Raw genomic sequence first — 25,372 nt, 5'->3', positions numbered from 1 at the left:
ATTTAAGTTTTGGAATGGCCGATAACCATAAGGAATAATTCTCCTTGAGGTATTGGTTTATGTCGTTGAAAAAGTCGTCCCTGATCGTCCTGTTCTCGCTGCTTTTCTTCTTTGTTGTCAGCATTGTCACCAGCGTTGGCCTCATCATAAAAAGTAATAATTCCCTGGATAACGTCAACAAAGAGATCCAGGTTGTGCTGTCTATTATTGACCCCATCAACCACAGCCGTACGCTGCGCGTGCGGGTGATGGAGTATGTGAAGATGGTGGAAGCGGGCAACTCGGCAGACGGGGCTGCAAAGCTAACCGCCGTGAAAGAGGCGCTGACCAAAGCGGACCACGCCTTTGCGGCCTTTATGGCTTCGCCGCGTCTGACGGATGAAGCGCCGCTGGTGACTGCCTATCAGGACGCCTGGCAAAACTACCGCAACCAGGGGCTGGCGCCGCTGATCGATGCCGCCGAGGCGCACGATGTGGCCAAATTTAACGCGCTGATCCCGGAAGTCTCCCGCCTCGACCGCCAGTACGAGATCGTTCTCGACCAGGTCCTTTCCGTCCACCAGAAATACGCCAAAAGCCTGAACGAGGATGCGAGCAGCAATTTCGTCTCCGGCCTGGCGATCATTGCCGCTATCGCCAGCCTGTTTGTGGTGGTGATTGTCGCCGTCAGCCTGCTGATGAAGCGCTTTGTCTTTGCGCCGGTAAACCTGGCGCGCGAGCACTGCAGCCAGATTGCGGCGGGCAGGCTGGACGTTCCGGTCCCGGTCAAGGGGAGCGCTCATAACGAAATCGATCATCTTATGAGTTCTATGGAGCAGATGCGTCAGGCGCTGCTGGCGACCATCGCCCAAGTGCGCGATGCGAGCCATACCGTAACGCACGCAGCGCAGGAGATTGCCTCCGGGAATATCGACCTGGCGTCACGTACCGAACAGCAGGCTTCCGCGTTGACCCAGACGGCAGCGAGCATGGAAGAGCTGAGCGCGACGGTGGCGAACAATACCGACAACGTTTATCAGGCCGGGAAACTGGTGCAGGACGCGGTGAAAAATGCCCACACCGGTGAAGCGGTGACCCGTGAAGTGATCGACACGATGAACACCATCGCGGCGAACTCGAAGCGCATCGAAGACATTACCAGCGTGATTAACAGCATCGCCTTCCAGACCAACATTCTGGCGCTGAACGCGGCCGTTGAAGCGGCGCGCGCCGGTACGCAGGGACGCGGCTTTGCGGTCGTGGCCAGCGAGGTACGCACCCTGGCGCAGAAAAGCGCGGTGGCGGCTAAGGACATCGAGAGCCTGATTGCGCAGTCGGTTTCCAGCGTGAAAAACGGTGCGGAGCTGGTGAGCCGCTCGGGCGAGGTGATTGACTCGATTATTTCGTCAGTGAATAAAGTGAATACGCTGATGGAGCAGATCTCCGTCGCCTCCGAAGAGCAGAGCCGCGGGATCAGCCAGGTCGGCCAGGCGGTGACCGAGATGGACGGCGTCACCCAGCAGAACGCCGCGCTGGTGCAGCAGTCCGCTGCGGCAGCGGCATCGCTGGAAGAGCAGGCGCAGCAGCTTTCGCGGAGTATTTCGAGTTTTAGTTTACCGGTGCAGGCTTGATGGTATCAGGGGAGGCTCCCTCTGGAGCCTCGCCGTTTACTACCTCCACTAATGGACATCTCAAAAAATGCATGGAGTTATAACGGGTACACTTACAGTCGCAATACCCCCTTACAGAGCCATTATCGAAAGCTACCTTTCTGTGAAAGGCGGCTTTATACTTTTATCTATGAACTTTGATTTTGCATCGATAATTTATAATTTACGACATGAGTGCTGGCGCGATTGAATTGGTATAATGAAAATCCCCACAAAACGCTAGTGATACAATAAATGTAAGAAATAAGCCTTAGCGTATTTTTCCTGCTATTTACGGACTGGATTTCTTTTTCAAGCCACCATTTATACGACAGTCTATCATCAAGTAGCTTCGTGCATGCTATAGAGAACATTGAGTCCTTAGGAATTGAACCTGTAATACTCTTGCAATCCTCTTTACTATGGACGGTGGCATTATCAATAGATCTGTTAAATGATGTTATAATCAGTTTTTCTTTAGAAATATAATAACTAAATTCCTTGTGGTCGATCTTGACGAATCCATCAACAATTTGGGTTTGCTCAATCCATGCATAATTCCCCATGATAAATATAACCAGTCCCATTAGATAGGATAAGATTAATTTCTTTTTCGACATCTTTATGGTGATGTCTCCCCATGAACTGGTAAATAAAAACCATGATGGTTTTAGTAACCCCTCATTTAACCCTCTTTGTATTAGTCTTGCGTCGTTTAAATTGGTGGTGTTAATTCCATTGGTTATTTTGAATAGTTGGATATCAAACCATTTGTCATCAAGTTTTTTCATTCTTGCATCTGAGTAACCAATTGCCAGATAGCGAAAGACAAATCTTAGTAAGTTAGACATTCCATATGCTCTATTCACAATCACGATAAATACAGCGACATAGATAAAGTAAATTATAAAATCCTTATTTTTAAAGTTTTCAAGGAACATTTTGGCGCCTCAATATTAGGTGGTAATTCATAAATCGGCAGTTGTTAGCAAAACTTTAATGCCTCGGACGGTCTGCAATTAATTAATTTTGTGACATTTTATACAACCTTGCATTATCATTACTTTATTATCATTGATCATGATTGAGAAAGGGGCAACATCGAAAATGGGAAAGCGCAAGGGTGCTCTGGTTTATGTCCTGACCGTCATTATATTTTTGCTTATTATTCCTGAGATCATTTTGCGTGTATGCACGTCCGAGCAACTTGGCCGTATCAGCGACTTCACCAGTTTAGGTGGCTTGTTAAATCCACTATTATCCTTGCTTATCTTCCTGGCACTGGTGTCAATCATACTGGCCATTATTGCTATCGCATTGGTTAAGCGACTTCTTCGTACGCGATGATTTGCTTTCGAGCGACTCATAGCACCCGTCAGCCGTTACCGCTATGAGTCCAAATCGTCAGCCCAAAAAATTTTATTCACCCCAGCAATATTTCCCTTCCTCATCCGTCTACCTCATCACAAGCCATAATCAGTTACTGTAAACGAGGTAAACACCATGAGAGATTTTGAACTGCACGGCAGAGGTCACGGGCGCGGATTCGGTCGCCACCGTATGGGTAAGGGTTTAGTCATCGGCGCGGTGATTTTCATCGTGCTCGGCCTGGTGGTGATGACCCTGTGGAACGCCTTGCTCCCGGCCATTCTCGGCGTTAAGGCTATTGGCTTCTGGCAGGCGCTGGGCATTCTGGTGCTGAGCCGCATTCTGTTTGGCGGGTTAGGTTTCCGCCCGGGGATGTTTGGCGCGCACCGCCGCATGCACGAGCGCTGGATGAACATGACGCCCGAACAGCGCGAGGCGTTTATTCAGCAGCGCCGCGAAGGGTTTGGTCGCCATGGTCGCGGCCACTGCGGCTGGCACGGTCATCGTGACGATAAGCGCGACGACGCCACGCCAAAAGCGCCGGAAGCAGAGTGAGCGAAATGAAAGCCGGGGAGGCGGGCGGATCCATGCTGATGTCGGCGCTCAATGCCTGCCGCGCCCGGCTGACAGCCTTCATTCGCGGACGGACCTCCGTTCGCGATGATGCCGACGACATTTTGCAGGAAGTCACCTATCAGCTGATGAAAGTGGAGCAGCCGGTCGAAAACGTCGCCGCCTGGCTGTTCCGCGCGGCGCGTAACGAGATGACCGACCGGGCGCGTAAAAAGCGTGAGGTGTCGCTCTCCGGTTATTTTACGGGCGAAGACGACGACGGTTTCCCGGAAGACGAGCTGGCCGAAACCCTGTTCGGCGTACCGCACACGCCGGAAGAGGAGTACCTCAAGACGCTGCTGTGGGAAGAGCTTGGGCAGGCGCTGTCTGAACTCCCGCCGCCGCAGCGCGAGGTGTTTGAAAAGACCGAACTCCACGGCTACAGCATTAAAATGCTGGCAGAGGAGACGGGCGCCAGCGAGCAGGCGCTGTTATCCCGCAAGCACAAGGCGGTGCTGTTTCTGCGCACGCGGCTGCGGGACGTCTATGACGCGCTGACGGGCGAATAGCGGCGACAGACAAAACCTTACACTTCCGGCACTTGTAGATTCATCACTATCGTTTATGATCGGGGCGTCTTGTCACTCTGGAACGTTATGCGCAACCGTCAGCTCCTCGGAAAATGGCTTTTGATTATCACCTGTCTCGCGATGGCGCTTTGCCTCGTGCAGCGTGCGGTGATGCTCAACCATTTTTTACAGGGACTGGATCCGCAGATTTCTCTGAGTGCTGATGCCCCAACGCAAACCAGCACCGAACAGCCCGGCCCGTCGCCTTGCCAACTTGGCGCACACTCGCTGCTTTGCGCCCAGCCGCTGTTCTTCGACGGCGCGCTACCGGCCATTATTATCTTCTTCGCGCTGCTGCAGCTGTTTACGCAAGGGCGGGCATTGGCTCCCGCAGAACAGCCCGTTCAGGCACCGCCTCCCCGAATACACCTGAAAAACTGCGTTTTCCGTGAATGAAAATCATCGTCCTCACACGATAATTTTCACTGTTCACGGAGTAAAACATGGTTAACCTCTTCAGGGGATTCGTCTTCCTGTGGCTGTCCTGCATCGGCATTGTCCATGCGGCAGACACCGGCTGGCAGGTTTCCCCACAAAACGATCACGCCCGCATCCGCTTTCAGGCGGAGAGGGAGCAAACGCACGTTAAAGGCCTGCTCACCGTTGAGCTAAAGCCCGGCTGGAAAACCTACTGGCGATCGCCGGGCGAGGGCGGCGTCGCGCCAAAAATCAGCTGGCCGGAAGGCGTAACGGATAGCTGGTCCTGGCCGGTCCCGTCGCGCTTCGATATCTCCGGCATGACCACGCAGGGCTATCACGATAAGGTCACTATCCCGATTACGCTCGACGGGGTGAAGGGCGACACGCTTGACGGGACGCTCACGCTCTCGACGTGCAGTAACGTCTGCCTGCTGACGGACTACCCGCTGCATCTCGATTTTACCCAGCCGGTGGACGAAGGCTTCCGCAGCGAGTTCGCGCAGGCGATGCGTGCCGTGCCCGGTACGTCAGGCGTATCCGCGGATCTCTCCGCCTGGCTCGCTGGCGACAAGCTGGTGATTACCGGCACGACGGACGGGAAGTGGGATAACCCGGGGATCTACTTTGACCCGCTGGAGGATGACATTCTTCCCGGCGAGCCGGTCATCAAACACGACGGCAATACGCTTCGGGTGACGGTACCCGTGACCGACGAATGGGGAGACAAGCCCGCCTCGCTGGAGGGCAAGAGGCTATCGTTTGTGCTGACCAACGGCGATCGGGCGCAGCAAACCACCATGACCGTTGGGACAACGCCCGAAGAGACCTCCGTGCCGGACGGGACGGGAAAAATGGTGCTCTTTGCCCTGCTGGGCGGGCTGATCCTGAACCTGATGCCCTGCGTGCTGCCGGTGATGGGCATGAAGCTTAACAGCATCTTGCTGGCGGGATCGGACAGGCGCGCCATCAGGCTGCGCTTTCTGGCCACCAGCGCCGGGATCCTCACCTCCTTTATGCTGCTGGCGGGAATGGTGACCGCGCTGAAGCTGGCCGGGGCGTCGCTGGGGTGGGGCATTCAGTTCCAGAACCCGTGGTTTATCGGCCTGATGGTCGCCGTCACCTTCCTGTTTGCGCTGAACCTGTTTGGCGTGTTTGAGATGCTGCTGCCTTCCGCCGCTACGGGACGGTTGGCTACGGCAGGTGGCGCGGGGATTGGCGGCAGCTTCTGCGAAGGGATGTTCGCCACGCTGCTGGCGACGCCGTGCTCCGCGCCGTTCCTCGGTACGGCGGTCGCCTTTGCCCTTGGCGCGCCGCTGCACTCCCTGTGGCTGATCTTCCTGATGCTCGGCGTGGGCATGAGCCTGCCGTGGCTGTTTGTCGCTCTGGTGCCGAAAACGGCCATGCTGCTGCCGAAACCCGGCCGCTGGATGAATACGCTAAAAGTCGTTCTGGGCCTGATGATGCTCGCCTCCAGCCTGTGGCTGGCGACATTGTTAAGCGTGCATCTGGGCGAGGCGGTCAGCCAGATTGTGATGCTGGTGCTCATCGCCGTCGCGCTCGCGCTGTTAGCCCTGAAGGGGCAAAAATCCTCACCGCTGTTCTGGCTCGTGATTATCGCGCTGTCGGCGCTCGGCGGGTATCAGGCGCGCGGGCTGCTTAACGCGCCGCCTGACGCTCCGGCGCAGAATGCCGCTCAGTCCATCCCGTGGCAGCCGCTCAGCGAGGAGGCCATCCAGCAGGCGCTGGCGCAGGGGAAGCGGGTGTTTGTGGATATCTCGGCGGACTGGTGCGTGACCTGCAAAGTTAACGAGCATCGGGTGCTGAATCAGCCGGACGTCATTGCCGCGCTGCGCCAGCCGGACGTGGTGGCCCTGCGCGGAGACTGGAGCCAGCCGTCCGCGTTTATCGCGGATTTTCTGGCGAAGCGAAACCGTTACGCTATTCCGTTTAACGCGGTGTATGGCCCCGGCCTGTCTGACGGCGAAATCCTCTCGCCGCTGCTGGACAAGCGCACCCTCATCACCACCCTGAACAACGCAAAAGGCTAACTGTGTTATGAAAAAAATCCTTATTACGCTTCTGCTCCTGCTGGCCCCGGTTCAGGTGTTCGCTGCCCAGCCGCTGACGCCGGACCAGGAGCAGCGTGCGCAGAAGATGATCGCTGATTTCCTGTTTAACGATCCGAACTCCCCGCGCATCGGCGCGAAAAACCCAAAGCTCACCCTGGTGGTGTTTACCGACTACAACTGCCCGTACTGTAAAAAATTCGATCCGTACCTGGAGAAGATCGTCGAAAAGCATCCGGACGTCGCGGTGGTCTTTAAATTTTTACCTTTCCGCTCGGAAAGTTCGCTAACCGCGGCGCGCGATGCGTTAACGCTCTGGCGTCAGGATCCGGGGCAGTTTATGAAGCTTAACCACACTCTGATGGCGAAGAAGGGCTACCACGATGACGCCAGCATTCAGGTGGCGCAGAAGCGGGCGGGCGTGAGCGTCACCGCGCCGGATGACGAGAGCCTGATGACGATCAAGCGCAGCCTGATCGTCGCGGAAAAAATGGGGATCCAGGGCACGCCCGCCACGCTCATCGGCGAGGGACTGCTGCCCGGCTGGGTGCCGTTTGAACAGTTCGACGAAATGGTCAGTGACGCACTGAAAAACCGCTAACCTGAAGGGGGCGGAATGCCCCCGACAAACCGGAGAGGGAAATGAAAAAATTACTGTTACTTTCAGCGCTGGCGACGTCAGGGCTGGTGCAGGCCGCTGAAGCCATACCGGACGTGGTGAAGCACTTCGGCGAGCAGCAGAACATTAAAATCATCAAGAAGCTGGATGCGCCCGGCGGCGCGCCCGCCTGGCTGGGGCAGTATCAGGACATGGGCGTGACGCTCTTTTTAACCCCGGACGGCAAGCACGTCATTTCAGGCTATCTGTACGATGACAAAGGAAAAAACCTCAGCGAAGGCTATTTCCAGAAAGAGATCTACGCCCCGATGGGCCGCGAAATGTGGAAGAACCTCAACGCGGCGCATCCCCTGAAGGAAGGGGCGGATAACGCCCCGCGTAAAGTCTTTGTTTTCGCCGATCCGTTCTGTCCGTACTGCAAGCAGTTCTGGGCCGAAGCGCAGCCGTGGGTGAAGGCGGGCGAGGTGCAGCTCAACACGCTGCTGGTGGCGTTTCTCAACCCCAACAGCGGGCGTAACGCCTCGGCGATTCTGAATGCGAAAGATCCGGTTTCGGCGTGGCGCGAATACGAGCTTTCCGGTGGGAAAAAATTACCGAAGCCAGAGGGCGAGGCTTCCCGTGAGACGGTTGAGATCCTGCAGAAGCACCAGACGCTGATGGACAGCCTGGGCGCTAACGCCACGCCGGCCATTTACTATCTGAATGCGGAAAATGAGCTGCAGCAGGTGGTCGGTATGCCGGATGCGCAGCAGCTTGAGGCGATGTTCGGGCCGAAGCCGTAAAAAAAACAGGCAGAAACGGGATGTTTCTGCCTGGTCATCAATCAGCTACCCCAGCGTCCTCGGAGGTAGTTCACCGCCTGCTGCGTCTGCGGCTGGTTCAGGTAATCTTCCCGGAACAGGATGGTGCCGTTCACGTTGGGCAGCGAATCGTTGAGATCGAGCTGTTTTTTCAGCTCCGGCACGCCGCCCTGAACCGTCCAGTCCGGCTCGTTTCTCGACGGCTCGCCCACCTTGTAGAACGCAATGCCGATATACAGGCGAGTGTGGGTCGGCTTAACGACGTCGGCCCACCATTTGGTCAGCACGTCGTAGCGCGCGGCGTCCCGGGAGAAGGGCCAGTAAATCTGCGGAGCGATGTAGTCGAGCAGGCCCTGCTGAACCCACTGACGCGTATCGGCGTAGGATTCATCGTAGGCCGCGGCGCCGCGGGTGTCCGAGCCTGCCGGGTCAAAGGAGCGGTTACGCCACACGCCCGCCGGGCTGACGCCAAACTCAACGTCGGGCTTAGTCTGTTTAATCGCGCGGGAAACCTGGACGATCAGCTGCTGCGTGTTGTGTCTACGCCAGTCGGCCTTTGAGGCAAATCCCTGGCCGTATTGCCGCCAGGTCTGCGAATCATTGAGCGCGGACCCCGGAGATTCGGCGTAAAAGTAATCATCGAACTGCACGCCGTCTACCGCGTAATTCGCCACCACTTCGGTCACCACTTTGGTTATCCAGTCGCGCACTTCCGGAATGCCGGGGTCGAGAACAAAGCGGTCACCCGAGATGCGCACCCACTCAGGGTGCTGGACATAGACGCTGGACGGAGTCTGATAGGAAGTCCGGTTCAAGGCGGCGATGGTTGACGGTTTGGTGTTGGTCGACACGCGGTATGGGTTGAACCAGGCATGGACCTTCATGCCGCGCTTGTGCGCTTCATCCAGCATAAACTGCAGCGGATCGTATCCCGGATATTCGCCGATGTTGCCCGTCAGCATATCCGACCACGGCAAAATTTTTGATGACCAGAGGGCCGTGCTGTCCGGCTTCACCTGGAAAAACACCGTGTTAATACCGAGGTGCTTAAGGTTGTCGAGCTTGCTTATCAGCGCCTGCTTCTGCATCGCGATGCGCTGATCGGCGCTGCGGCCGTTCACCGAGGCTACTGGCGGCCAGTCGAGACGAGAGACGGTTGCCAGCCAGATCCCGCGCATCGGCTCGTTTGCCTGCGGCGTCGGTTTGCTCGCGGTGGGGAGAGGGGTAACCAGTGATTTGGGTGGTTTTGAGGAGCAGCTCACAAGTAAAAGCGCGCAGGCAGCCAGCGCACCAATCCGTTTTACGTGTCGCGTCATTTGCGTATTAGCTCTTGATAATCCGACTGTTGGCCCAGGGATTAAAGGCGGGCTCCGCCTGTTCTGTGCTTACCTCATCGTTGAGGGAGTCCAGATACAGGGCTTCCACTTCCGAGCGCGCCCACGGGGTGCGGCGCAGAAATTTCAGGCTCGATTTAACGCTGGGATCTTTTCTGAAACAGTTAATTTTGATTCGGTCGCCCAGTTCGCTCCAGCCATATTTTGCCACCAGGGCATTGACCATCATCTCCAGCGTTACGCCATGCAAAGGATCTTTGGAAATATGTGCAGTCATAGGTGTCCGGATGTCTCGATTTTTAGGGGATTGGGGTAACCCCTGAAAGGGTACAAGAAAGCAGGGGAAGCGGCAATTTTCCTTTTCTCTCGCTCATTTTATGACGGACTCCGTGCGCTGATTTTCACCAACACTTTTTCCCGCCCTGTTTTCAATCGTAAACCCGATCGATACCTCATCCTGACCCACGGGCGTGGCCGTCAGCGTTTTGACCATCTTTCCCGAATCTGCTGGGATCGTCATCGTCATCATGCCCTTTGCCAGCACCTTATCGCGCTGGGTGATACGCCACGACAGACGGCACTCGCTGCACGGTTTCCAGGTGTCGTTGATGGCCCAGAGACGCACGGTCGCCGCCGTGCCGGATTTCCACTGCGGGGTGACCGGTTCAATAGAAGGCAGAACCGGCTGGTATGCGCGTTTTAACGCGTAAAAACCGGCTTTAGGCTTACGGAGATAGTCCACCACGCCCCAGTTAATGGAGGGCCAGGTCTCGACAAACATAAAGTGAAACAGGGCCGTCACCGGCTGGTAGCGCTGTCGGCGGTAGCTCTCGGCCGCCGTGGCCACCAGCCGCGCCTGATACGCCTGGGTATTGCGGATCATTTCCTGAATGTTGTTTCCGCGCGGGATACCGGCAAATTTAAACGTCTGGAAGGGCTGAAAGTTATGGTATTTCCAGACGCTCCAGCCGGGATCGTCAGCGGCGGTGGTTTTTGGCCAGAGATGCGCAGCCGGGATGATGGTTTTTAGCGTTGACAAGCGGGGCAGCGCCTGCGCGCCAAACTCGGTAATGATCCCCGTTTTAGCTGGCGTCAGCAGGTCACGTACGCTACCGAAATACCAGCCCGCCCAGTAGTGCTCCTCAACGGCGGAAAAGCGATGCACGATGCGGGAGGTATCTTCGGCAAGCGTATCCGCTACCCGCTGCGTGAGCTCGCGGTTGAGGTTTTTGTTCCAGTCCGGGAAGCGTTTTTCCATCCACGGCGAATTCCAGGGCGGTTCGTTATGGCCGCCCCAGACGATGATGGCGGGTGAGTTGCCAAACTGTTCGATCATCTCCCGCGTCTGTCGAACCGCATTTTTGGTAAAGGCGTCGCTGCTGTCGTAGCCCCACTGCAGCGGAACATCCTGCCAGATCATCATTCCCATCTCATCGGCAACGTCATACAGCGCGCGCCCGGCAACGTGTCCGTGCACGCGAATGGCGTTGGCATTCATGGCTTCTGCCAGACGAAGATCGCGACGATATTTTTCTCGCGTCATGGTGCCGAGCCAGGGAGAACCGATGTAATTGCTGCCCTTAACAAAAAGGCGCCTGTCGTTAATGAGCCAGCCTTTGTTGTCTGGCTGCTCAACGATCTTGCGCAGCCCGGTGCGGGTGACCGCCGTATCCATTAACCCTTTTTCATCCCGTAATGAGACGCGAACCGTATACAGATGGGGTTTCCCGGTGCCGACCGGCCACCACAGTTTTGCCGCAGGCATGGGCAGCGTGACGCGCGCGGAATGGGCGCCGTTTTCCAGGTTAACCGGAAAATCTGCCTGGAAGCGCTTACCGTTGAAATTGGCAGGTGTGGCGGTGAGCCGCGCGGTTGCCGGGCCCTGACCGAGCGCGCGATAGCGAATCTCAGCCTTCAGTTCAGGCCTTTTCAGCCCCTGCGACCAGTCAGGCCGAAGGATGATTTCATCCAAGGTGGCGCCCCGGCTCAGATGCAGCCTGACCGGAGCCCAAATGCCGCCAGAGTTGGCGTCCTGTCCTCCGGCGACCAGGCGCCGCCGGGACGCGTGTCATGCTGATTAAGAATCCCCTTCATGACCGTTTTATGCAACGGCCAGACCTTGTGCGGATCTTCGTAAGGGCTATCCACCCGAACCACTAACTGGTTGTGACGTTGTAACGCGGCGCTGGCGTCCAGCGAAAAGCGCTGAAAATAGCCCTCGTGCTTGCCCAGCGGCTGGCCGTTCAGCGTCACATCGGCAAGGTAATCGACGCCGTCAAACACCAGGGTGCTCATCACGTCGGGCGGTTGAAGGGGTAGCGTAAAGGCGTGCTTATACCACAGCGCGCCCTGACGATCGTACCCCGCGCTGTACCAGTTGGCAGGGACTTTCAGCCCGCGCCAGCCTGACGCGGTAGGAGGCGTGCCGTCGTTGGCATCCTGAACCCGCCAGGTGCCAGCAAGTGACCAGCTGACCGGTGTCGGGTTCGCCGCCAGCGGTGGAATAAACAGCGCAAAGAGCAGCGCGCAGCTACGGGTCATGGTTCGTTTACCCCTCGCGCGTTGAGCCACGCCATCAGGCGCTGCGATTCCATTTGAAGACGCCGGTTTAGCGTCGCAAGCTGTTGCCTGTCCTGCGTGTGCGCCTCATTCTCCAGCGCCTGCAGCTGACGGGCGAGCAGCCCGAAATCCAGCGTGACGGCTTCTCCGCGCAGCTTGTGGGCCTTACGGCGCAGCGCTTCGCGGTCATCGTTGTCGATAGCCAGGGCGATCGCTCTTATGGCCTCCTCCAGCCCTTCGCCAAACAGGGCCAGCAGCTCCTGTACCAGGACAGGGTCGTCAGCGCACTGTTTCAGCAGGCGTGCTTCATCAGGAAAAACGGAGGAATCATCATGACGCTCGAGCACGCGAGCAATCTCTTCAGCGAGACGCTCCTGGCTGATGGGTTTGGCAATGTAGCCGTCGAAGCCCATATTAAGGCAGCGCTCCTTATCCCCCTGCATGGCGTGTGCGGTCATGGCGACGGCAGGCTGAGCCGGTCCGTGCCGGGAGCGTTCCTCCTCGCGAAGCAGGCGAATGGCGGTCTCGCCGTCCATCTCGGGCATCTGAAGATCGATCAGCAGAACGTCCCACACGCCCGTGCGCCAGCGTTCAAGCAGCGCGACGCCGTTGTCGACGATCTGACAGGTATGGCCGAGGCGTTCCAGCAGGCGCGCGGCAACTTTCTGATTAACCAGATTATCTTCAGCCAGCAGGATCCGCAGCCCCGTAATGCCCGGGGCGGCGACGGGGGCGGGCGCGGTTTCCCCCACGGTCTTCGGCGCACGTTCAAACGCCGCGGCAATCGCCTGATGCAGCTCGTCCTGGGCGATAGGCTTATGCAGATAGTTTTTGATGCCTATCCGCTTCAGCATATTGATGTCAAAATGTCGGCTCATGGAGCTCAGCATGATGATATGGCTTTCAGAAATCTGCGGCAGAACCGAAAGCTCAAGGGCCAGAGACACGCCGTCCATATCCGGCATCTGCGCATCCAGCAGGATCAGCGGCCAGGCACTCGCTTTAACCCGGTTGATGGCCTCGCTGGCGTTGTTGACGCAGGTGGGTTTTAGCCCCATCTGGCTCAGCATGGCGGCCAGCAGACGAAGGTTGGTTTCGTTGTCATCAACCACCAGCACGGGTTCCCCGTTAAAGCGCTGGCTACGCGGGCGTTCCTCAGGGATAAGACACTGTGTTGAAAGCGGCAGAACGAACGAAAATTCGCTGCCTTTCCCCGGCTCGCTGGTGACCGTCAACTCGCCGCCCATCGCCGCAACCAGTCGCGAAGAGATGGTTAGCCCGAGCCCCGTACCGCCGTAGCGGCGGGTGGTTGAGTTATCCGCCTGGCTGAAGGCTTCAAAAATGGCCTTTTGCTTATCAGCCGGGATACCAATACCGCTGTCGCGCACCCGAAAACGCCAGTGATTCGGGTCATCCCCGGATTCAACAATCAGGATAACTTCTCCCTGGTGCGTAAATTTCAGCGCATTACCCAGCAGATTGGTCAGAACTTGACGCAGCCGGGCACCATCGACCAGCAGCACGTCGGGAACATCGGGTGCAATATCAACCAGAAGCTCGATGCCTTTTTCGCTTGCGCCCGGCATATGCGGGCGAATAAGCGACTGGATAAATGGGCGGACAGGGACTGGTTCCGCCTCCAGCTCCACTTTGCCAGCTTCAATACGGGAAAAGTCGAGAATATCGTTGATGATATGCAGCAAAGACTGGGCAGAACTCATCACCAGCGTCAGGTAATCGCGCTGATCGGCGTTGAGAGTTGTGTCAAGACACAGCTGGGTCATGCCAATAATGCCGTTCATCGGGGTGCGGATTTCATGACTCATGTTCGCCAGGAACGCGCTTTTCGCCTCATTGGCTTTTTGTGCCTCAAGGGCCGAGGCGAACGCCTGAATTTCAGCCTCTTTGCGCCGCGTAATATCCTGCAGCGTGCCAATAACGCGCTCGGCGTTTCCCTCAATGGAGAGTGTGACCACCTGGCCTGACAGCAGCATCCAGCGCAGTCCTTCGGTAGGATGATGTACGCGAATTTCACATTCAAAGACCGGACGATGATCCTGCTTCGAAGCGTGCAGCGCCTCGCGCAGCGCTGCACGATCGTCCTCGTGGATCTGATTGAGCAGAAAACGAACCGGATATCGCCACTGTGTGCGCGACTGACCCAGCATGGCAAGCAGCGTGTCGTTAACCTGTAACGCGTCGCCGGAAACCTGCCAGTCCCAGATCCCAATATGGATGGATTCCGCTGTCAGCAAAAAATCGTCATGCAGCTGGTGGCGCGCGCGCTGCGCCTCATCCAGCTCCGTAATATCGCTGTGCAGGCTAACAATACCGCCGTCCGCAAGGCGCTGATGCTGGACGAAGATCCGCCGCTGGCCAACTTGCCGCACCTCACAGTGTTTATCCTGCCGACAGTTGCGCACGACCGACTCGCGCAGCGTCTGGCGCAGGCCGGGGTCGACGTTATAAACAGCATCGATAAAGCGTTCCGCCAGCTCAGCAAGGGGCATACCCACCTGCAGCCAGGGGGTGATGACGGGATAAAAAAGGGCCACGTTATCATTCCAGGTCTGCAGGCGCTCATCGCAGTCATAAATCATGACGGCGGCCGGCAGCGCGTTAAGATCGTACGTGAATGAACTCATCGTGATCCTCCCTACTCGCGGTAGTGCAGTTCTGCCTGTCGGCGCAGGTATTCCAGCCCGGGCGCGATAGCCATCGCCCAGGCCGTCAGGATCTCATCGTCGCACTGCGGATCGCGCTCGCTCACCGCGTTCAACATCGCTTCGCGCCAGAGCGCGAAAAATCGTGGGGGAAGGTGCAGGCCGTCGTCGTTTTGCTCCCGCGCCAGACGCTCGAGAAAATCAGGGACGATCAGGGCGCCGTCTACCGCAAGCATGGCGAAGAAACTTTTAAACAGGGTCTGCTGACCTTCACGATCCGGCAGGCGAGAAAAATGCTGCTCCGTCTCGGGTGACATATGGACGAAGGCGTCATAGAACGTCTGAAAAAACGCTGTTTTGTCATTATCCGGAAAGACGCGGTTCAGACTGGATTCAAACAGATCGCGGTAAAACTTCACGGCGTCCTCCTTACGGCGTTTTCGCCCGGCAGACAGTGTCCGACTGGCGTATATTCCTCTGCTACACGGCGCGTAAAGTAGCTCTCTTTCTTAGACCGGCGGGCGTCAAACAGCGGCCCGGCGTTGTGCTTAAAGAAAAGGGCTTCCAGAACCGTGGCATTGGTAGAAAGGGTGAGGGAGGCGTTGGTATCGCCCGTGGCTTCAAGGCGGCCTTCGTACCAGCCTTTCTGCGGATCGTTAAGGTGCTCGGTGACCGACATCAGGACGTCGGTATAAGAGGTATCCCACAAGGCCCACAGCGCAAAAACCGCTTTTGTCGATACCTGCGCGAAGCGGGTGTAATCCCGGCCATCATCGCCAACAGAGTTCCAGGCATAGCCATTTCCCCAGACCGTATCCTGTATATGCCAGGGTGCCTGAGGGAGTGAAAAATCCGCTCTGGCCGTCAGGATCTTATCGGTCTCCCAGCGGCTTTTCTGGCTGAGCCAGACGTTTTCCGCCTGCTTGCGCAGGCGCTTTTGCAGATCGGCCGCAACGCCTTCCGGCTCCCAGCCAAACTCCAGGCCCGGCAGCATATAGGGAAGGGTAGTTATCAGGGAGGGCTGCCACGTGGTACGCGGATCGCGGGCGTCCACAGCAAGCCGCCGCTGGGCGATGATGACGTGGTGCGCCGGGGGCGTAAACGCTTTATCCGGGGAAAACCCCCACAGATGAAACGCCGTCGCGGCATATTCGCTTTCGCCCAGGCGCAGCTCCTCACGGACCACCGGCTGGCCGTTTTGCAGGGAAGAGGACCACAGTTCACCTTCACCATCGATGACCGGACAGAAGTTCCAGCGCAGAATGATTTTATCCAGATACTCGCTGTACTGCGGCTCCCGCTCAGCGGTAAGGCGCAAGGCGAGCATCAGGCGAGCCATGTCGCGTGCGGACCAGCCATTTTTAGCGGGCTTGCCGCCAAAGTCGATCGGCGCCGCCGTCTGGCTGGAATAGAGCCGTCCTGGCGTCCGGGTCTCGGTCAGCATCAAGCGGTTGAGAGTGCCCATCAGCCGCGTCAGGCGGGCGTCATACTCGGCCTCATCAATCATCCCCAGCTCTTTTGCCGCCAGCAGGGCGATAAGCGTATCGCCCATTTGCCAGAGCGTGACGCGTGGCTGTTTGTCGCTTCCGTTGACCAGGCCCGTTTGCGGCTGGGTATTATTGACGAAATAGCGCCAGGCGATCGCCGCCCATTTCTGTTCTTCCGGCGTCAGGGCAGCGATACGCGCGCTGGAGTGCCAGCCACCATTGATTAGCCAACGCCAGCCAGCCCCCTGATGGCCAAACAGAGCAAAGATGACCACACCTGCGAGGAGTAATCCCGCGAGCCCTCTGGCTATGGTTTTAAGCATTGCGCAGTCACCGGAGGCAGTTTAACCGGCTCGTCCGCGCTGCATGACGCGCACTGACAGGCCTGGCAGGCGGGTTTGGTGCGCTGCGTGACGCCGGTCCGGTCGCACCAGCTTTTTACGGCTGGCGTGCTTGTCAGGAACGGGCGGCTGCGCAGGGCGTTGTTCTCTTCAAACTGATCGAGCAGCTTTTGATCCCACAGCGACGGCGCAAAATCCTTGCTTTTCGGGTTGTCGGTATTGAAGGCCAGCAGTTTTCCCTCTTTTTTGAACAGCAGGGCTTCCAGCATGATGCCGTTATTGTTCGCGGTGAACTCCTTGATCGGCCCGTCGCCGTTTTCATACAGCCCTTCGTAGTAGCCTTTTCCCTCTTCGTTGGCATTCTCAATGGTATTCAGCAGGCGGTCGGTATAAGGCGAGTTCCACAGGACCCACATTCCCAGCGCCGCCTTCAGTGAAATCGCAGCAGCGTTAGGGACGAATTGTCCTTTGTCGGTAATGGTGTTCCAGTTGTACCCGTCGCTGAAGACGGTGTCATAGACGAAGTATGGCGCTTTATCGAGCTGGTGCTCAGAGCGCGCGGTGAGGACGCCGGTGATGGTATAGCGGTTCTCCTGAGCCTGATAAACGCGATCGGCAAAGTTTTTCATCCACGTCAGGGAGTAGTCGCGCGGGGCGTTATCCCGATCGGTCGGCTTATCGAAGCCGAACTCCAGACCGTAGAGCAGGTAGGATTCCGTCACCACGTAGTTATGCTGAGACGTATTGCGCGGGTCGCGTGAATCATACGGAACCAGCACGCAGTAAATCTCGGCCAGCTCGTATGGCTGCGGACGGCTGGCTTTACAGGTATTGAACCCCCAAAGCTGGAAACCTGCCGCACCGTACTCTTCATAGCCCAGGCGGCCTTCCTGAACATACTTCGGCTGGCCGTTCTCCAGATAAGCACCGTACAGCGTGCCGCAGGGGTCGATCGCGTGGCTGAAATCCCAGCCGAGCACCACGTTATCAACGCTGTTGCCGTATTCCGGGTAACGCTCTTTGATGATTTTCAGCCAGACCAGCATTCGCCCGATATCGAGGGCCGAGAAGCCAATTTCGCCGGGCTTGTTGGTGTAGTCCACCTTCTGGCCGCTGATGGTGTTATAGGCTTTGTTGGGCAGCTCGTTGCGGAACAGCACAAGGGTGTTAAGCGTGGCGAGGAATTTCAGCATCCGGCGGTCGAACTCTGCTTTATCAATGATCCCTAGCTCGCGCGCTGCGGTCATTGCGGCAAGATAGGAAGCGCTGTCCCACATGGTGGTGGAGGGATATTTGTTGACCGCATTCACCAGCCCCGTCGTGGGCTGATAGTTGGAGACGAAATACTGCCAGGCGTTTTTCGCAATGGTCATCTCTCGGGCCGTCAGCTCGCCGCTGCGCGGGGCGTAGCCTGATGCAGGCAGCCCGGTTTCCGCGCGCGCGGTCGAGAGCGCCAGCCAGCAGATCGTTATTCCCGTGAGCAGGTGGAAAAGGATCGGGGATCTTGACTTCATGGCGTTGCTCCTGCGGGAGTGGATGAATGAGTGGCTGTGGAGAAGCAGGCCAGACAAAGCATCTGGCCGTGCGCGATATACGACAGACTTTCCAGCACGATGGCGTTGGTGTCGGCGTCCACGACGCTATTAACGCTGTTATTAAGATTGAAGCCGCGTTGCCAGCCTTTACCCGGCACCAGAAGCGGCAGAACCTGCTGGCGCAGCGCCTCGCTCCAGCTGTTGCGGAACAGGGCATACCAGGCAAACGCGGTGCGGGTGGAGGCGATCGCGACTTTCTCCGGCACTTCGTCACGCAGGGCGCGCGCCTGTACCGGCTGCCTGTTGGGCAGATCGGTAACGTAATCCGGTGCCGGTTCGGCGTAATCCGTGCTGATGGGAGGTTTTGGTGAACGCAGGCCGTGGCGCCGCTGCTGGATCTGCATAATCCGCCACGCAATTTCAGCGCTCTGTGCGTCAAAACCCAGTTCGAGTCCGGTTAGCAGATAGGGCAGACTGATCAGAGAGGTCTGCTTGCCCCAGGGCGTGCGCAGCCCTTCATCGGGAACCATGATCCCGTCCAGGTCGATCATCTTTTGCCCTTCGGGCGGATTGGTGACCGCCAGTCCCGCCGCACTGTCAATCAAGCGCAGCGTATGGCTGGCATAGAGCCGGTAGCCAAAGCTATCTCGCTGCTCGTCGGCAGCCAGCGTCCAGTGATGGAGCGGTACCGCCGCGTGGCTTTGGGTGCTGTTTTCCATCAGCGCGCCGGTGCGCCAGACGCTAAACAGATCGCGGATAGCGGACGCGTGCTGAGGATAGCGCCACAGAATGGTCTGCAGCGCCGTCAGCATGCGACTCAGCCCAATTGCAGAGGCGTCGGGTTTCCCCAGAATTTTGAGGGTGTCCGCATGGTAATACGCGGCAGGGAGGCCTTGTTCATTGAGCGGCAGCTGCCCCAGCGTAAACAGGGCCGCGCTGACCCTCTCGTCAAACTCATCGGTGGAAATGATATTGAGCTGCTCTGCGGCGGCGGTCGCAAACAGGTAGCTCCCTACGCTCCAGAGGCTCAGCCAGGGCTCACCGTCGCTGGCATTTGCCAGGCCATTTGGCTGGGTATTGTTCACATAGTATTGCCAGGCCACCCGCGCCCAGATGGCCTCGTCGTAGGTTAGCTCGCGTTTCGCGGGCAGCGGAGGGAAATCTTTACTGAGCGCGATGCCGCCGCTGCTCTCCACGCGCGAAGGCATTTGTTTCTCAACCCATACCACAATGGCAAAGCCGAGCAGGAACCCCAGCAGAATAGTGAGATAACTGCGCGCGGAAAGCAGGGCATCACGTATTCTCATTGGGTGACCTCATCGTCTTCGGCGGGCGTCCACATGGCTGCGAATATCAGCGGCAGCATGGCGGCGATGTTTACCCCTCCCCAGAAAATATTGATGACGTAGCCGGAAGGATCGTCGACCTGGCCCCGAGCAACCTGAATGCCGCCCCAGATAAGCCCAGCGAGGGTCAGTACCACGATGGCAATCTGCGGCTTCACCAGGTAGAGAAAACGGCCCGTCTGCCTCTCTTTTGGCGTAACGTGAAATTTGATCTGTTCACCCCGCAGCACCGTATTGAGCGCGCGCAGGTTCATGGAAAAGAAGGAGAGGTAGGAGGCCCTGCCGTCCCAGGCCGATATTCCCCATGTCCCGAACATAAAGGCCAATTCAGAGAAAATAAAAAAGGGGAGAAAGTGGAGATAGAACGGCGTCGACCAGGCCGATACCGGCGGAATGCCGGTGAACAGATAGATAATGGGCGAGATCAAAAATACCGTGTTCCACACGCAGGCCATATAGGACCAGAAGGTTGTGGCATACATCAGCGTCTGGGGGAGTGAAAGCCTGAAGCGACGACGGCTGAAGATGTTGTCATGGAATAAAATATCCAGCGAGCCGGCGGCGTACTTAAAGCGCTGGATCATCCACGTCAGCATATCCTGCGGAGAGAGCATCTTCGACTCAACGCGCGGGTGCATGACCGAACGCCAGCGTCTTGCGGCGTCACCGTGCAGCAGCACCGAGGTGTAAATATCTTCGGAGACGTGAAACTTGTAGGGCGTGAGTTCGGTGTCGAATGCCACGTGCGGACGCATCGCCTCCTGTAGCGCGCTCCGCGTTTCGTCATCGCGAATGTCGCGGGTATGGCGATGGATTTCCTCTTCGACGGACCAGACGTAGCTTCTCAGCGCGGCCTGCATAACCGCCTCGCGACGGTGGATGGACGCCGCGCCGCAGCAGAACGCCGCGTTAGCCCAGTTGCGCCGCCGCAGGATCACGTCATAGAACATGCGCGGATCGTTAAAAAACGGGTCGCGGCCAACCGTGACCGGGCCAACACACTTTTGGATCAGCCAGCCCAGGCCATAGCCTACTTTTCCCGCTTTCCGCTGGCCCCAGCGCGATAAACTTTCTCCTTCCGGGAGATCGAAGAACCACTGCGGCGTCTGCACCCAGGCCACTTCCGGGTTGCGGAAATAGCCCAGCGTATGGCTGAGAAGGGTGGGAAATACCCGGGTATCGGCGTCGCAGATGACAAGAAAATCGCCGTCGGTTTGCTCAAGGCCATTGCGCAGATTACCGGCCTTAAAGCCGATGTTGGTCTGGCGACTGATGTAATTGACGCCTTCCTCATCGCAAACGGCTTTCATCTCCGGGCGACGGCCGTCATCGAGGACGTGGATCCGGTAGTCAATCGGGTATGGGTAATCCATCTTCAGGGCATCGCGAATGGACAGCCTCACCAGCTCGGTGTCTTCGGAGTAGGTGGCAATGAACAGATCCACCTTAACGGGACGGGGTTCTACGGCCTCCTCCGGTGCCAGGCAGTCGTTAATCTCGCTCGGAGGCGGACTCTGGGGAGGATCCTGTTCTTTCCATAAGTTGATGGTGAACAGCACGGTACCGATCCAGGCCAGGGTTTCGGCAAGTACCAGCGGTATGGCGTACCATAAGGCGTCCGTATTCAGGGAAGCGGTCCAGCGCCAGTAAATATAATTTGCGCCCAGAATAAGCGCCGCGACCGCTAACACCTGCCAGGTCATCATTACCCAGCGCGGCGTTTTTAACGGTTCCGGAGGTCGACGATGTTCAAAACGGGAAAAATAAAAATCCATAGTTCCGGCGTTCCTGATTCCGTGAAAATGCAGAGCCATTCTGCTGCGCACGCAGTTGCCCAAAAGCGAAAGAAAATAGCGATTAAACAAGATTTAAGATAAGTGTAGAACGCCGAATAAAAGTGTCCAGCGCCGTTTTTATTAATGTGTAGCAACAGTTAATTCGGATTTAATTCTGCTTAATACACCTCATCTGCCGGCGATAAATTGCAGTTACTATTCCTTTAGTCTATCTACTTTATTTAGACCTTGATTTTCGTTTTCAGGCAAAGGACACACTATGAGCCATGTTGTGCCGCCGATCGCGCAAGCGGATATAGTAAAATCAACATCATGGCGGTATGCCATTGCAGGTGCCCGGGACCTGAGAATTGACTTTATGCGCGGCATTGCTCTCGTCATGATGGTCGTGGCGCATACGGAGGTCATGTCGATATTTAATATATTCTCCTGGGAGCGTTTTGGATTAACCACAGGTGCAGAAGGTTTTGTCATTCTCTCGGGATTTATGTTGGGGATGTTGAATCGCGCTCGCCTGCAAAAGGTTGTATTACTCACGGTTTCGTGGGGGCTTTATCTCAGAGCGTGGAAAATATATCGTGTAAATATCATTATCATAGTGTCGTTTATTCTCCTGGCCTATATCCCGCATATTAATCTTTTCGAGGTCACTCATTTTACCGACCGCTTTTCGGGTGAAAGCTGGTCGCTTTATCCGGTCACTCCGCAAATAAAAGAGACCTGGTTCAACATTATCCTCTATTTGCAGATTGGCCCCCATCAGACCCAAATTCTGGGGCTGTATATCTTTTTGCTGCTACTGAGTCCGCTATTTTTGGGGATGCTACAGAAGGGTAACGTCTGGTGGCTGCTGGGGGCGTCTCTGCTGGTATACGGCCTGTGGCAGCGGTGGCCGCTCCGGCTGACGCCGTCGGAATTCGAATTTGCCTTTCCGCTGCTGGCCTGGCAATTCATCTTTGTTCTGGGCATGGCCAGCGGGTGGTATAAAGCCGAACTGATCTCTTTCGCACGCACGCCTGCAGGTAAAGTGGTGGTGGTTGCGCTGGTGATAGTGGCGCTCATTCTGGGGTTCATAGCACAGAACCATACCAACCCGTTTATGCCCCCCGCGCTGCTGATGCACGTGATTCCGCCTGACAGCTTCAACACCTTTTATCACACCTGGGCGGCGAAAAATGGGCTGGGCCCGGTGCGGGTGTTAAACGACATCGCCCTGATGGTTACCGTCTATCTGGTGCTGACATACTGCTGGACGCCGCTCAACCGCCTGCTGGGATGGTTTCTTATTCCGTTAGGCCAGCACTCGCTTTATACCTTCATTTTGCATGTGTACGTGGTGCTGCTGGTGAGTCAGTTCATCACCTTCGATTTGTGGCGTCATGCCTGGATAGAAAATACGTTAGTGCATGCTGCGGCACTGGGCATTTTGTGGCTCATGGCAAAATACAACGTCGCAGCACGCTGGATACCTAACTAAGGATGGCGGTTATGCGCGGAAAATGGCTCCTGGCGGGCTTCTTACTCGCCGCAATACCCGCGGCGGATGCGGCGCAAAGCAGTGAGAAAGAGACGTTGCGCGATAAAAACGGCGAGCCCGTTCAGGCAGGCGTTTTTACCAGCCGGTGGGGGCGCCTGTTCTCAGGCAATGACAAGAAATTTTCAGGCGCCCTGAGCTTTAGTTCTGGGCTGAAAGAGCAGATGGTGAGCGTGCCCAACAGCTCGGACAGCGCCGCGCAGGCGAAAAAAATTAACCAGACGCTGAATCTTAGTCTGCAGTATTCCCCCTACAGCTTCTGGTTTGCCAACATTACCTCCCGGCTGCCGGTCAGGAATACCAACCGCTACACCGCGGATTTTCGCTACAGCTTCGGCTATGACGACTGGCATGCCAATACGTTCAGCCTGGTCTACGGCAACTACGGCGACAACCACTTCTGGACGTCGGGTAGCCGGAGACACACCTATTTCGAACAGGGTGCCTTTACGCTGGCCTATAAGTTTTCGCTACCGAAACCGGTCGAAAACACGCTCCTGATTAATAAAGGCGACTCTATTATTTGCCAGGTCGGGTACAGCTGGGTTCCGCGCTACTACGACCTCAGCAGCGATGACATCCGCAAAAATAAAAACGTCATGCTCGGCGGCTGCGGCTATACCTTCAAACAACATTTCTTCGTTCGCGCAACGGCGTTCTGGTTCCCGGACAGCAGCCAGCAGCAGCCCTGGAACGGCGATTACAGCTACAGCTTTGGCTATGCGGGCTATACGCCAGGTTCGTTCTCCATCCAGTACGCAAACTATGCCGGGACGCGCTATCCGGGGCACGGCAACGGTAACGCAAAATTCAGGGAAGGGACCGTGAGCCTCATCTGGTTCTTACCGCTATAGGAGGGATACATGTCAGCGCTGCACGTGTTAATCGTTGAAGATTCGCTGATTTATCGTCGGTTACTCTCCCGAATGCTCACCCAGTGGGGGTATATCGTGAGCGAGGCGGAAAATGGCGTCGCCGCGCTGGAAATATTGTCCAGCCAGCCGATCAGCATGGTGATAAGCGACTGGGAGATGCCGGAAATGGACGGGCTTACGCTCTGTCAGACGATCCGCAGCCGTCAGTTTGGCCACTATGTGTATATCATTCTGCTCACGGCCCGCGAGAATGCAGGAGATTTAACGCAGGGTTTTGATGCCGGGGCGGATGATTTTTTAAGCAAACCTGTCGAACAGGCTGAGCTACGGGCGCGGCTCCATGCCGGGGTACGTATTTTGACGCTGGAAGCGACCCTTGCGGCGCATAATAAGCGCCTGAGTGAAGCGTTACGCCAGATTGAACAGGATCTTGAGCTGGCGGCGCGCGTTCAGCACTCGGTTCTGCCTTCACACCGCCTGCGCTTCGGGGACTACTTTTCCGACTGGCTTTTCTTACCGTCTGCCTGGGTATCGGGCGATGTCTTCAATATTTTTCCTCTGGACTCTCATCTGGGGTTCTATTGCGTGGACGTGTCCGGTCACGGCGTGGGGGCCGCGATGATGTCCCTGGCCGTGGCGCGTCAGTTCCTGCACGGCCGGGTGGTGGACCGTTTTTTGTTTACCGCAGAGGGCGGAATTCAGTCGCCTGCCGAGGTCGTCAGAATACTGAACAGCCGCTTTTGCAGTGAAGAAAACGACATCACCAGCTATTTCACCATCATCTACGGCGTGATCGACCCCGTTAGTGGTCAGGGACTGTTGTGTCAGGCGGGGCATCCTACTCCCGTGATTGTGAACGCAGAGAGTGCCGTCACTTACGTTGGCGAGGGTGGACCGCCTGTCGGACTGATGCCCGACCTGAGCTGGGAGGACGTCGCTTTTACCCTCAATCCAGGGGATCGCTTATGCTTATTCAGTGACGGCATCACGGAGTGTGAGAACAGCGATGGCGAGCAGTTTGGCCCGCAACGTCTGGAACGCTGGCTTCATGAGCATACCCATCTGCCGGTTGACGAGCTCCTGCCGCGGTTCGGCCAACACCTGACCGGCTGGCGCAATGCAAATAGACATGAACCGACCGCCTTAACCGATGACGTTTCACTGTTAGCGATTGAGCGTCAGGGAGAACAGAATGATTATTAACACTGAACGATTACCGCATGCCAACATTCTTACGCCAGCGGTCCGGCGGCTGGATGCGTCCATTGCCGCGACGTTTAAGGCTACTGTCACGGAAGAAATTGGCAACGATCGTAAAGCCTTAATTGTCGATTTTAGCAAAGTGGACTTTATCGACAGCAGCGGACTGGGGATGCTGGTGTCGTTGTTTAAGCTGATGAACGGTAAGGGCGAAATGGCGCTGTGCTCCCTGAATCCCGGGATCATGAATATGTTCACCCTGACCCGAATGGATCGCATCTTCCGCATCTATCCGGATAAAAACAGCGCGCTTGCGCAGCTGGGGCAGTAGATGCAGACGCCGGAGCATGCGGAATTTCCGGCGGAGCTCGGCTCCCTGACGCTGCTTGCTGGCTGGCTGGGAGACCGTCTGAGCGCGCTTGCCGTTGACGATGAGTGGGGTTTCGCGCTCGACCTGGCCGTCTGTGAAGTGGCGACGAATATTATCCGGCACGCGCTGCATGAGGATACCTCACGCGCATTTAGCGTAGAGTTCGACATCCGGGACCATAATGTCCGCGTTGTCTTTACCGACGCGGGCGATGCATTCCCGCTGGAGCGGCTTGAGGCCGCCCGACGAG

General features: G+C 56.9%; 22 protein-coding genes and 1 pseudogene. 13 read left to right on the top strand and 10 right to left on the bottom strand.

The features are described from left to right. Positions 1 to 59 precede the first annotated feature (59 nt). Positions 60 to 1,610, top strand: a complete 1,551-nt coding sequence (locus ADJ24_RS00555) for a methyl-accepting chemotaxis protein (protein WP_023311876.1) — start codon at positions 60 to 62, stop codon at positions 1,608 to 1,610. Between the two features lie 167 nt (positions 1,611 to 1,777). Here the strand turns inward: ADJ24_RS00555 and ADJ24_RS00550 are convergent, their stop codons facing one another. Next, the gene (locus tag ADJ24_RS00550; RefSeq protein ID WP_023311875.1) at positions 1,778 to 2,569 is read right to left on the bottom strand and encodes a hypothetical protein; all 792 of its coding nucleotides are present in this window, start codon (positions 2,567 to 2,569) and stop codon (positions 1,778 to 1,780) included. Between the two features lie 166 nt (positions 2,570 to 2,735). Here ADJ24_RS00550 and ADJ24_RS00545 point away from each other — a divergent pair, with 166 nt between their 5' ends. From ADJ24_RS00545 to dsbG, 7 genes are all read left to right on the top strand, one after another. After that, positions 2,736 to 2,975: a hypothetical protein gene (locus ADJ24_RS00545; RefSeq protein WP_032668446.1), complete on the top strand. Its 240-nt coding sequence runs from the start codon at positions 2,736 to 2,738 to the stop codon at positions 2,973 to 2,975. Positions 2,976 to 3,131: 156 nt separating this feature from the next. After that, positions 3,132 to 3,551 (top strand): hypothetical protein, encoded by a 420-nt coding sequence (locus tag ADJ24_RS00540; protein ID WP_023311873.1) that lies wholly within the window; start codon positions 3,132 to 3,134, stop codon positions 3,549 to 3,551. Positions 3,552 to 3,556: 5 nt separating this feature from the next. Next, positions 3,557 to 4,117 (top strand): RNA polymerase sigma factor, encoded by a 561-nt coding sequence (locus ADJ24_RS00535; protein WP_023311872.1) that lies wholly within the window; start codon positions 3,557 to 3,559, stop codon positions 4,115 to 4,117. Between the two features lie 87 nt (positions 4,118 to 4,204). Further along, positions 4,205 to 4,573: a hypothetical protein gene (locus tag ADJ24_RS00530; protein WP_023311871.1), complete on the top strand. Its 369-nt coding sequence runs from the start codon at positions 4,205 to 4,207 to the stop codon at positions 4,571 to 4,573. A 47-nt stretch (positions 4,574 to 4,620) separates the two neighbouring features. Next, entirely contained in the window at positions 4,621 to 6,645 is a 2,025-nt protein-coding gene (locus ADJ24_RS00525) for a protein-disulfide reductase DsbD family protein (RefSeq protein ID WP_023311870.1), read from the top strand. Positions 6,646 to 6,652: 7 nt separating this feature from the next. After that, complete coding sequence (locus ADJ24_RS00520) at positions 6,653 to 7,264, top strand: DsbA family protein (RefSeq protein WP_023311869.1); 612 nt, start codon at positions 6,653 to 6,655, stop codon at positions 7,262 to 7,264. Between the two features lie 41 nt (positions 7,265 to 7,305). After that, a complete protein-coding gene (gene dsbG, locus ADJ24_RS00515; RefSeq protein ID WP_023311868.1) occupies positions 7,306 to 8,064 on the top strand; it encodes a thiol:disulfide interchange protein DsbG in 759 nt (252 codons plus the stop codon). A 41-nt stretch (positions 8,065 to 8,105) separates the two neighbouring features. On the opposite strand, the gene ADJ24_RS00510 is transcribed toward dsbG, so the two are convergent. The 9 genes and pseudogenes from ADJ24_RS00510 to ADJ24_RS00470 form a co-directional block, all read right to left on the bottom strand. Beyond that, positions 8,106 to 9,398, bottom strand: coding sequence for a glycoside hydrolase family 10 protein (locus ADJ24_RS00510; RefSeq protein WP_023311867.1), 1,293 nt, complete (start codon positions 9,396 to 9,398; stop codon positions 8,106 to 8,108). 7 nt (positions 9,399 to 9,405) lie between these two features. After that, a complete protein-coding gene (locus tag ADJ24_RS00505) occupies positions 9,406 to 9,693 on the bottom strand; it encodes a VF530 family DNA-binding protein (RefSeq protein ID WP_023311866.1) in 288 nt (95 codons plus the stop codon). A 93-nt stretch (positions 9,694 to 9,786) separates the two neighbouring features. Continuing rightward, positions 9,787 to 11,957 (bottom strand): annotated as a pseudogene (locus tag ADJ24_RS00500) (glycosyl hydrolase 2 galactose-binding domain-containing protein). Next, the gene (locus tag ADJ24_RS00495) at positions 11,954 to 14,620 is read right to left on the bottom strand and encodes a hybrid sensor histidine kinase/response regulator (RefSeq protein WP_023311864.1); all 2,667 of its coding nucleotides are present in this window, start codon (positions 14,618 to 14,620) and stop codon (positions 11,954 to 11,956) included. The pseudogene ADJ24_RS00500 and the gene ADJ24_RS00495 overlap by 4 nt, the downstream one beginning before the upstream one ends. A gap of 11 nt (positions 14,621 to 14,631) precedes the next feature. Beyond that, positions 14,632 to 15,057: a globin gene (locus ADJ24_RS00490; RefSeq protein ID WP_048701779.1), complete on the bottom strand. Its 426-nt coding sequence runs from the start codon at positions 15,055 to 15,057 to the stop codon at positions 14,632 to 14,634. Continuing rightward, positions 15,054 to 16,448, bottom strand: coding sequence for a DUF3131 domain-containing protein (locus ADJ24_RS00485; RefSeq protein WP_023311861.1), 1,395 nt, complete (start codon positions 16,446 to 16,448; stop codon positions 15,054 to 15,056). The genes ADJ24_RS00490 and ADJ24_RS00485 overlap by 4 nt, the downstream gene beginning before the upstream one ends. Next, a complete protein-coding gene (locus tag ADJ24_RS00480) occupies positions 16,433 to 17,980 on the bottom strand; it encodes a DUF3131 domain-containing protein (RefSeq protein WP_023311860.1) in 1,548 nt (515 codons plus the stop codon). The genes ADJ24_RS00485 and ADJ24_RS00480 overlap by 16 nt, the downstream gene beginning before the upstream one ends. Beyond that, positions 17,977 to 19,308: a DUF3131 domain-containing protein gene (locus ADJ24_RS00475; protein ID WP_023311859.1), complete on the bottom strand. Its 1,332-nt coding sequence runs from the start codon at positions 19,306 to 19,308 to the stop codon at positions 17,977 to 17,979. Before ADJ24_RS00475 ends, ADJ24_RS00480 begins: the two co-directional genes overlap by 4 nt. Next, positions 19,305 to 21,122, bottom strand: a complete 1,818-nt coding sequence (locus ADJ24_RS00470) for a glycosyltransferase family 2 protein (protein ID WP_023311858.1) — start codon at positions 21,120 to 21,122, stop codon at positions 19,305 to 19,307. Before ADJ24_RS00470 ends, ADJ24_RS00475 begins: the two co-directional genes overlap by 4 nt. 280 nt (positions 21,123 to 21,402) lie before the next feature. Between ADJ24_RS00470 and opgC the strand changes: the two genes are divergently transcribed. The 5 genes from opgC to ADJ24_RS00445 form a co-directional block, all read left to right on the top strand. After that, positions 21,403 to 22,620, top strand: a complete 1,218-nt coding sequence (gene opgC / locus ADJ24_RS00465) for an OpgC domain-containing protein (RefSeq protein ID WP_023311857.1) — start codon at positions 21,403 to 21,405, stop codon at positions 22,618 to 22,620. Between the two features lie 11 nt (positions 22,621 to 22,631). After that, positions 22,632 to 23,531 (top strand): hypothetical protein, encoded by a 900-nt coding sequence (locus tag ADJ24_RS00460; protein ID WP_023311856.1) that lies wholly within the window; start codon positions 22,632 to 22,634, stop codon positions 23,529 to 23,531. 9 nt (positions 23,532 to 23,540) lie between these two features. Beyond that, positions 23,541 to 24,755, top strand: coding sequence for a PP2C family protein-serine/threonine phosphatase (locus ADJ24_RS00455; RefSeq protein WP_023311855.1), 1,215 nt, complete (start codon positions 23,541 to 23,543; stop codon positions 24,753 to 24,755). Then, positions 24,745 to 25,083 (top strand): STAS domain-containing protein, encoded by a 339-nt coding sequence (locus ADJ24_RS00450; RefSeq protein WP_023311854.1) that lies wholly within the window; start codon positions 24,745 to 24,747, stop codon positions 25,081 to 25,083. Before ADJ24_RS00455 ends, ADJ24_RS00450 begins: the two co-directional genes overlap by 11 nt. Beyond that, the coding region (locus ADJ24_RS00445; RefSeq protein WP_048701774.1) for an ATP-binding protein at positions 25,084 to 25,372 on the top strand (289 nt) is incomplete at its 3' end.

This window comes from Enterobacter sp. 940_PEND (genome assembly GCF_001059415.1).
Taxonomy (GTDB): Bacteria; Pseudomonadota; Gammaproteobacteria; order Enterobacterales; family Enterobacteriaceae; genus Enterobacter; species Enterobacter cloacae_M.
This window is presented reverse-complemented; position numbering and strand designations above follow the sequence as displayed.

Bases quoted from the DNA above. Each gene is read 5' to 3' on its own strand.
- ADJ24_RS00555 (WP_023311876.1), top strand. From the start codon at position 60: ATGTCGTTGAAAAAGTCGTCCCTGATCGTCCTGTTCTCGCTGCTTTTC.
- ADJ24_RS00550 (WP_023311875.1), bottom strand. From the start codon at position 2,569: ATGTTCCTTGAAAACTTTAAAAATAAGGATTTTATAATTTACTTTATC.
- ADJ24_RS00545 (WP_032668446.1), top strand. From the start codon at position 2,736: ATGGGAAAGCGCAAGGGTGCTCTGGTTTATGTCCTGACCGTCATTATA.
- ADJ24_RS00540 (WP_023311873.1), top strand. From the start codon at position 3,132: ATGAGAGATTTTGAACTGCACGGCAGAGGTCACGGGCGCGGATTCGGT.
- ADJ24_RS00535 (WP_023311872.1), top strand. From the start codon at position 3,557: ATGAAAGCCGGGGAGGCGGGCGGATCCATGCTGATGTCGGCGCTCAAT.
- ADJ24_RS00530 (WP_023311871.1), top strand. From the start codon at position 4,205: ATGCGCAACCGTCAGCTCCTCGGAAAATGGCTTTTGATTATCACCTGT.
- ADJ24_RS00525 (WP_023311870.1), top strand. From the start codon at position 4,621: ATGGTTAACCTCTTCAGGGGATTCGTCTTCCTGTGGCTGTCCTGCATC.
- ADJ24_RS00520 (WP_023311869.1), top strand. From the start codon at position 6,653: ATGAAAAAAATCCTTATTACGCTTCTGCTCCTGCTGGCCCCGGTTCAG.
- dsbG (WP_023311868.1), top strand. From the start codon at position 7,306: ATGAAAAAATTACTGTTACTTTCAGCGCTGGCGACGTCAGGGCTGGTG.
- ADJ24_RS00510 (WP_023311867.1), bottom strand. From the start codon at position 9,398: ATGACGCGACACGTAAAACGGATTGGTGCGCTGGCTGCCTGCGCGCTT.
- ADJ24_RS00505 (WP_023311866.1), bottom strand. From the start codon at position 9,693: ATGACTGCACATATTTCCAAAGATCCTTTGCATGGCGTAACGCTGGAG.
- ADJ24_RS00495 (WP_023311864.1), bottom strand. From the start codon at position 14,620: ATGAGTTCATTCACGTACGATCTTAACGCGCTGCCGGCCGCCGTCATG.
- ADJ24_RS00485 (WP_023311861.1), bottom strand. From the start codon at position 16,448: ATGCTTAAAACCATAGCCAGAGGGCTCGCGGGATTACTCCTCGCAGGT.
- ADJ24_RS00480 (WP_023311860.1), bottom strand. From the start codon at position 17,980: ATGAAGTCAAGATCCCCGATCCTTTTCCACCTGCTCACGGGAATAACG.
- ADJ24_RS00475 (WP_023311859.1), bottom strand. From the start codon at position 19,308: ATGAGAATACGTGATGCCCTGCTTTCCGCGCGCAGTTATCTCACTATT.
- ADJ24_RS00470 (WP_023311858.1), bottom strand. From the start codon at position 21,122: ATGGATTTTTATTTTTCCCGTTTTGAACATCGTCGACCTCCGGAACCG.
- opgC (WP_023311857.1), top strand. From the start codon at position 21,403: ATGAGCCATGTTGTGCCGCCGATCGCGCAAGCGGATATAGTAAAATCA.
- ADJ24_RS00460 (WP_023311856.1), top strand. From the start codon at position 22,632: ATGCGCGGAAAATGGCTCCTGGCGGGCTTCTTACTCGCCGCAATACCC.
- ADJ24_RS00455 (WP_023311855.1), top strand. From the start codon at position 23,541: ATGTCAGCGCTGCACGTGTTAATCGTTGAAGATTCGCTGATTTATCGT.
- ADJ24_RS00450 (WP_023311854.1), top strand. From the start codon at position 24,745: ATGATTATTAACACTGAACGATTACCGCATGCCAACATTCTTACGCCA.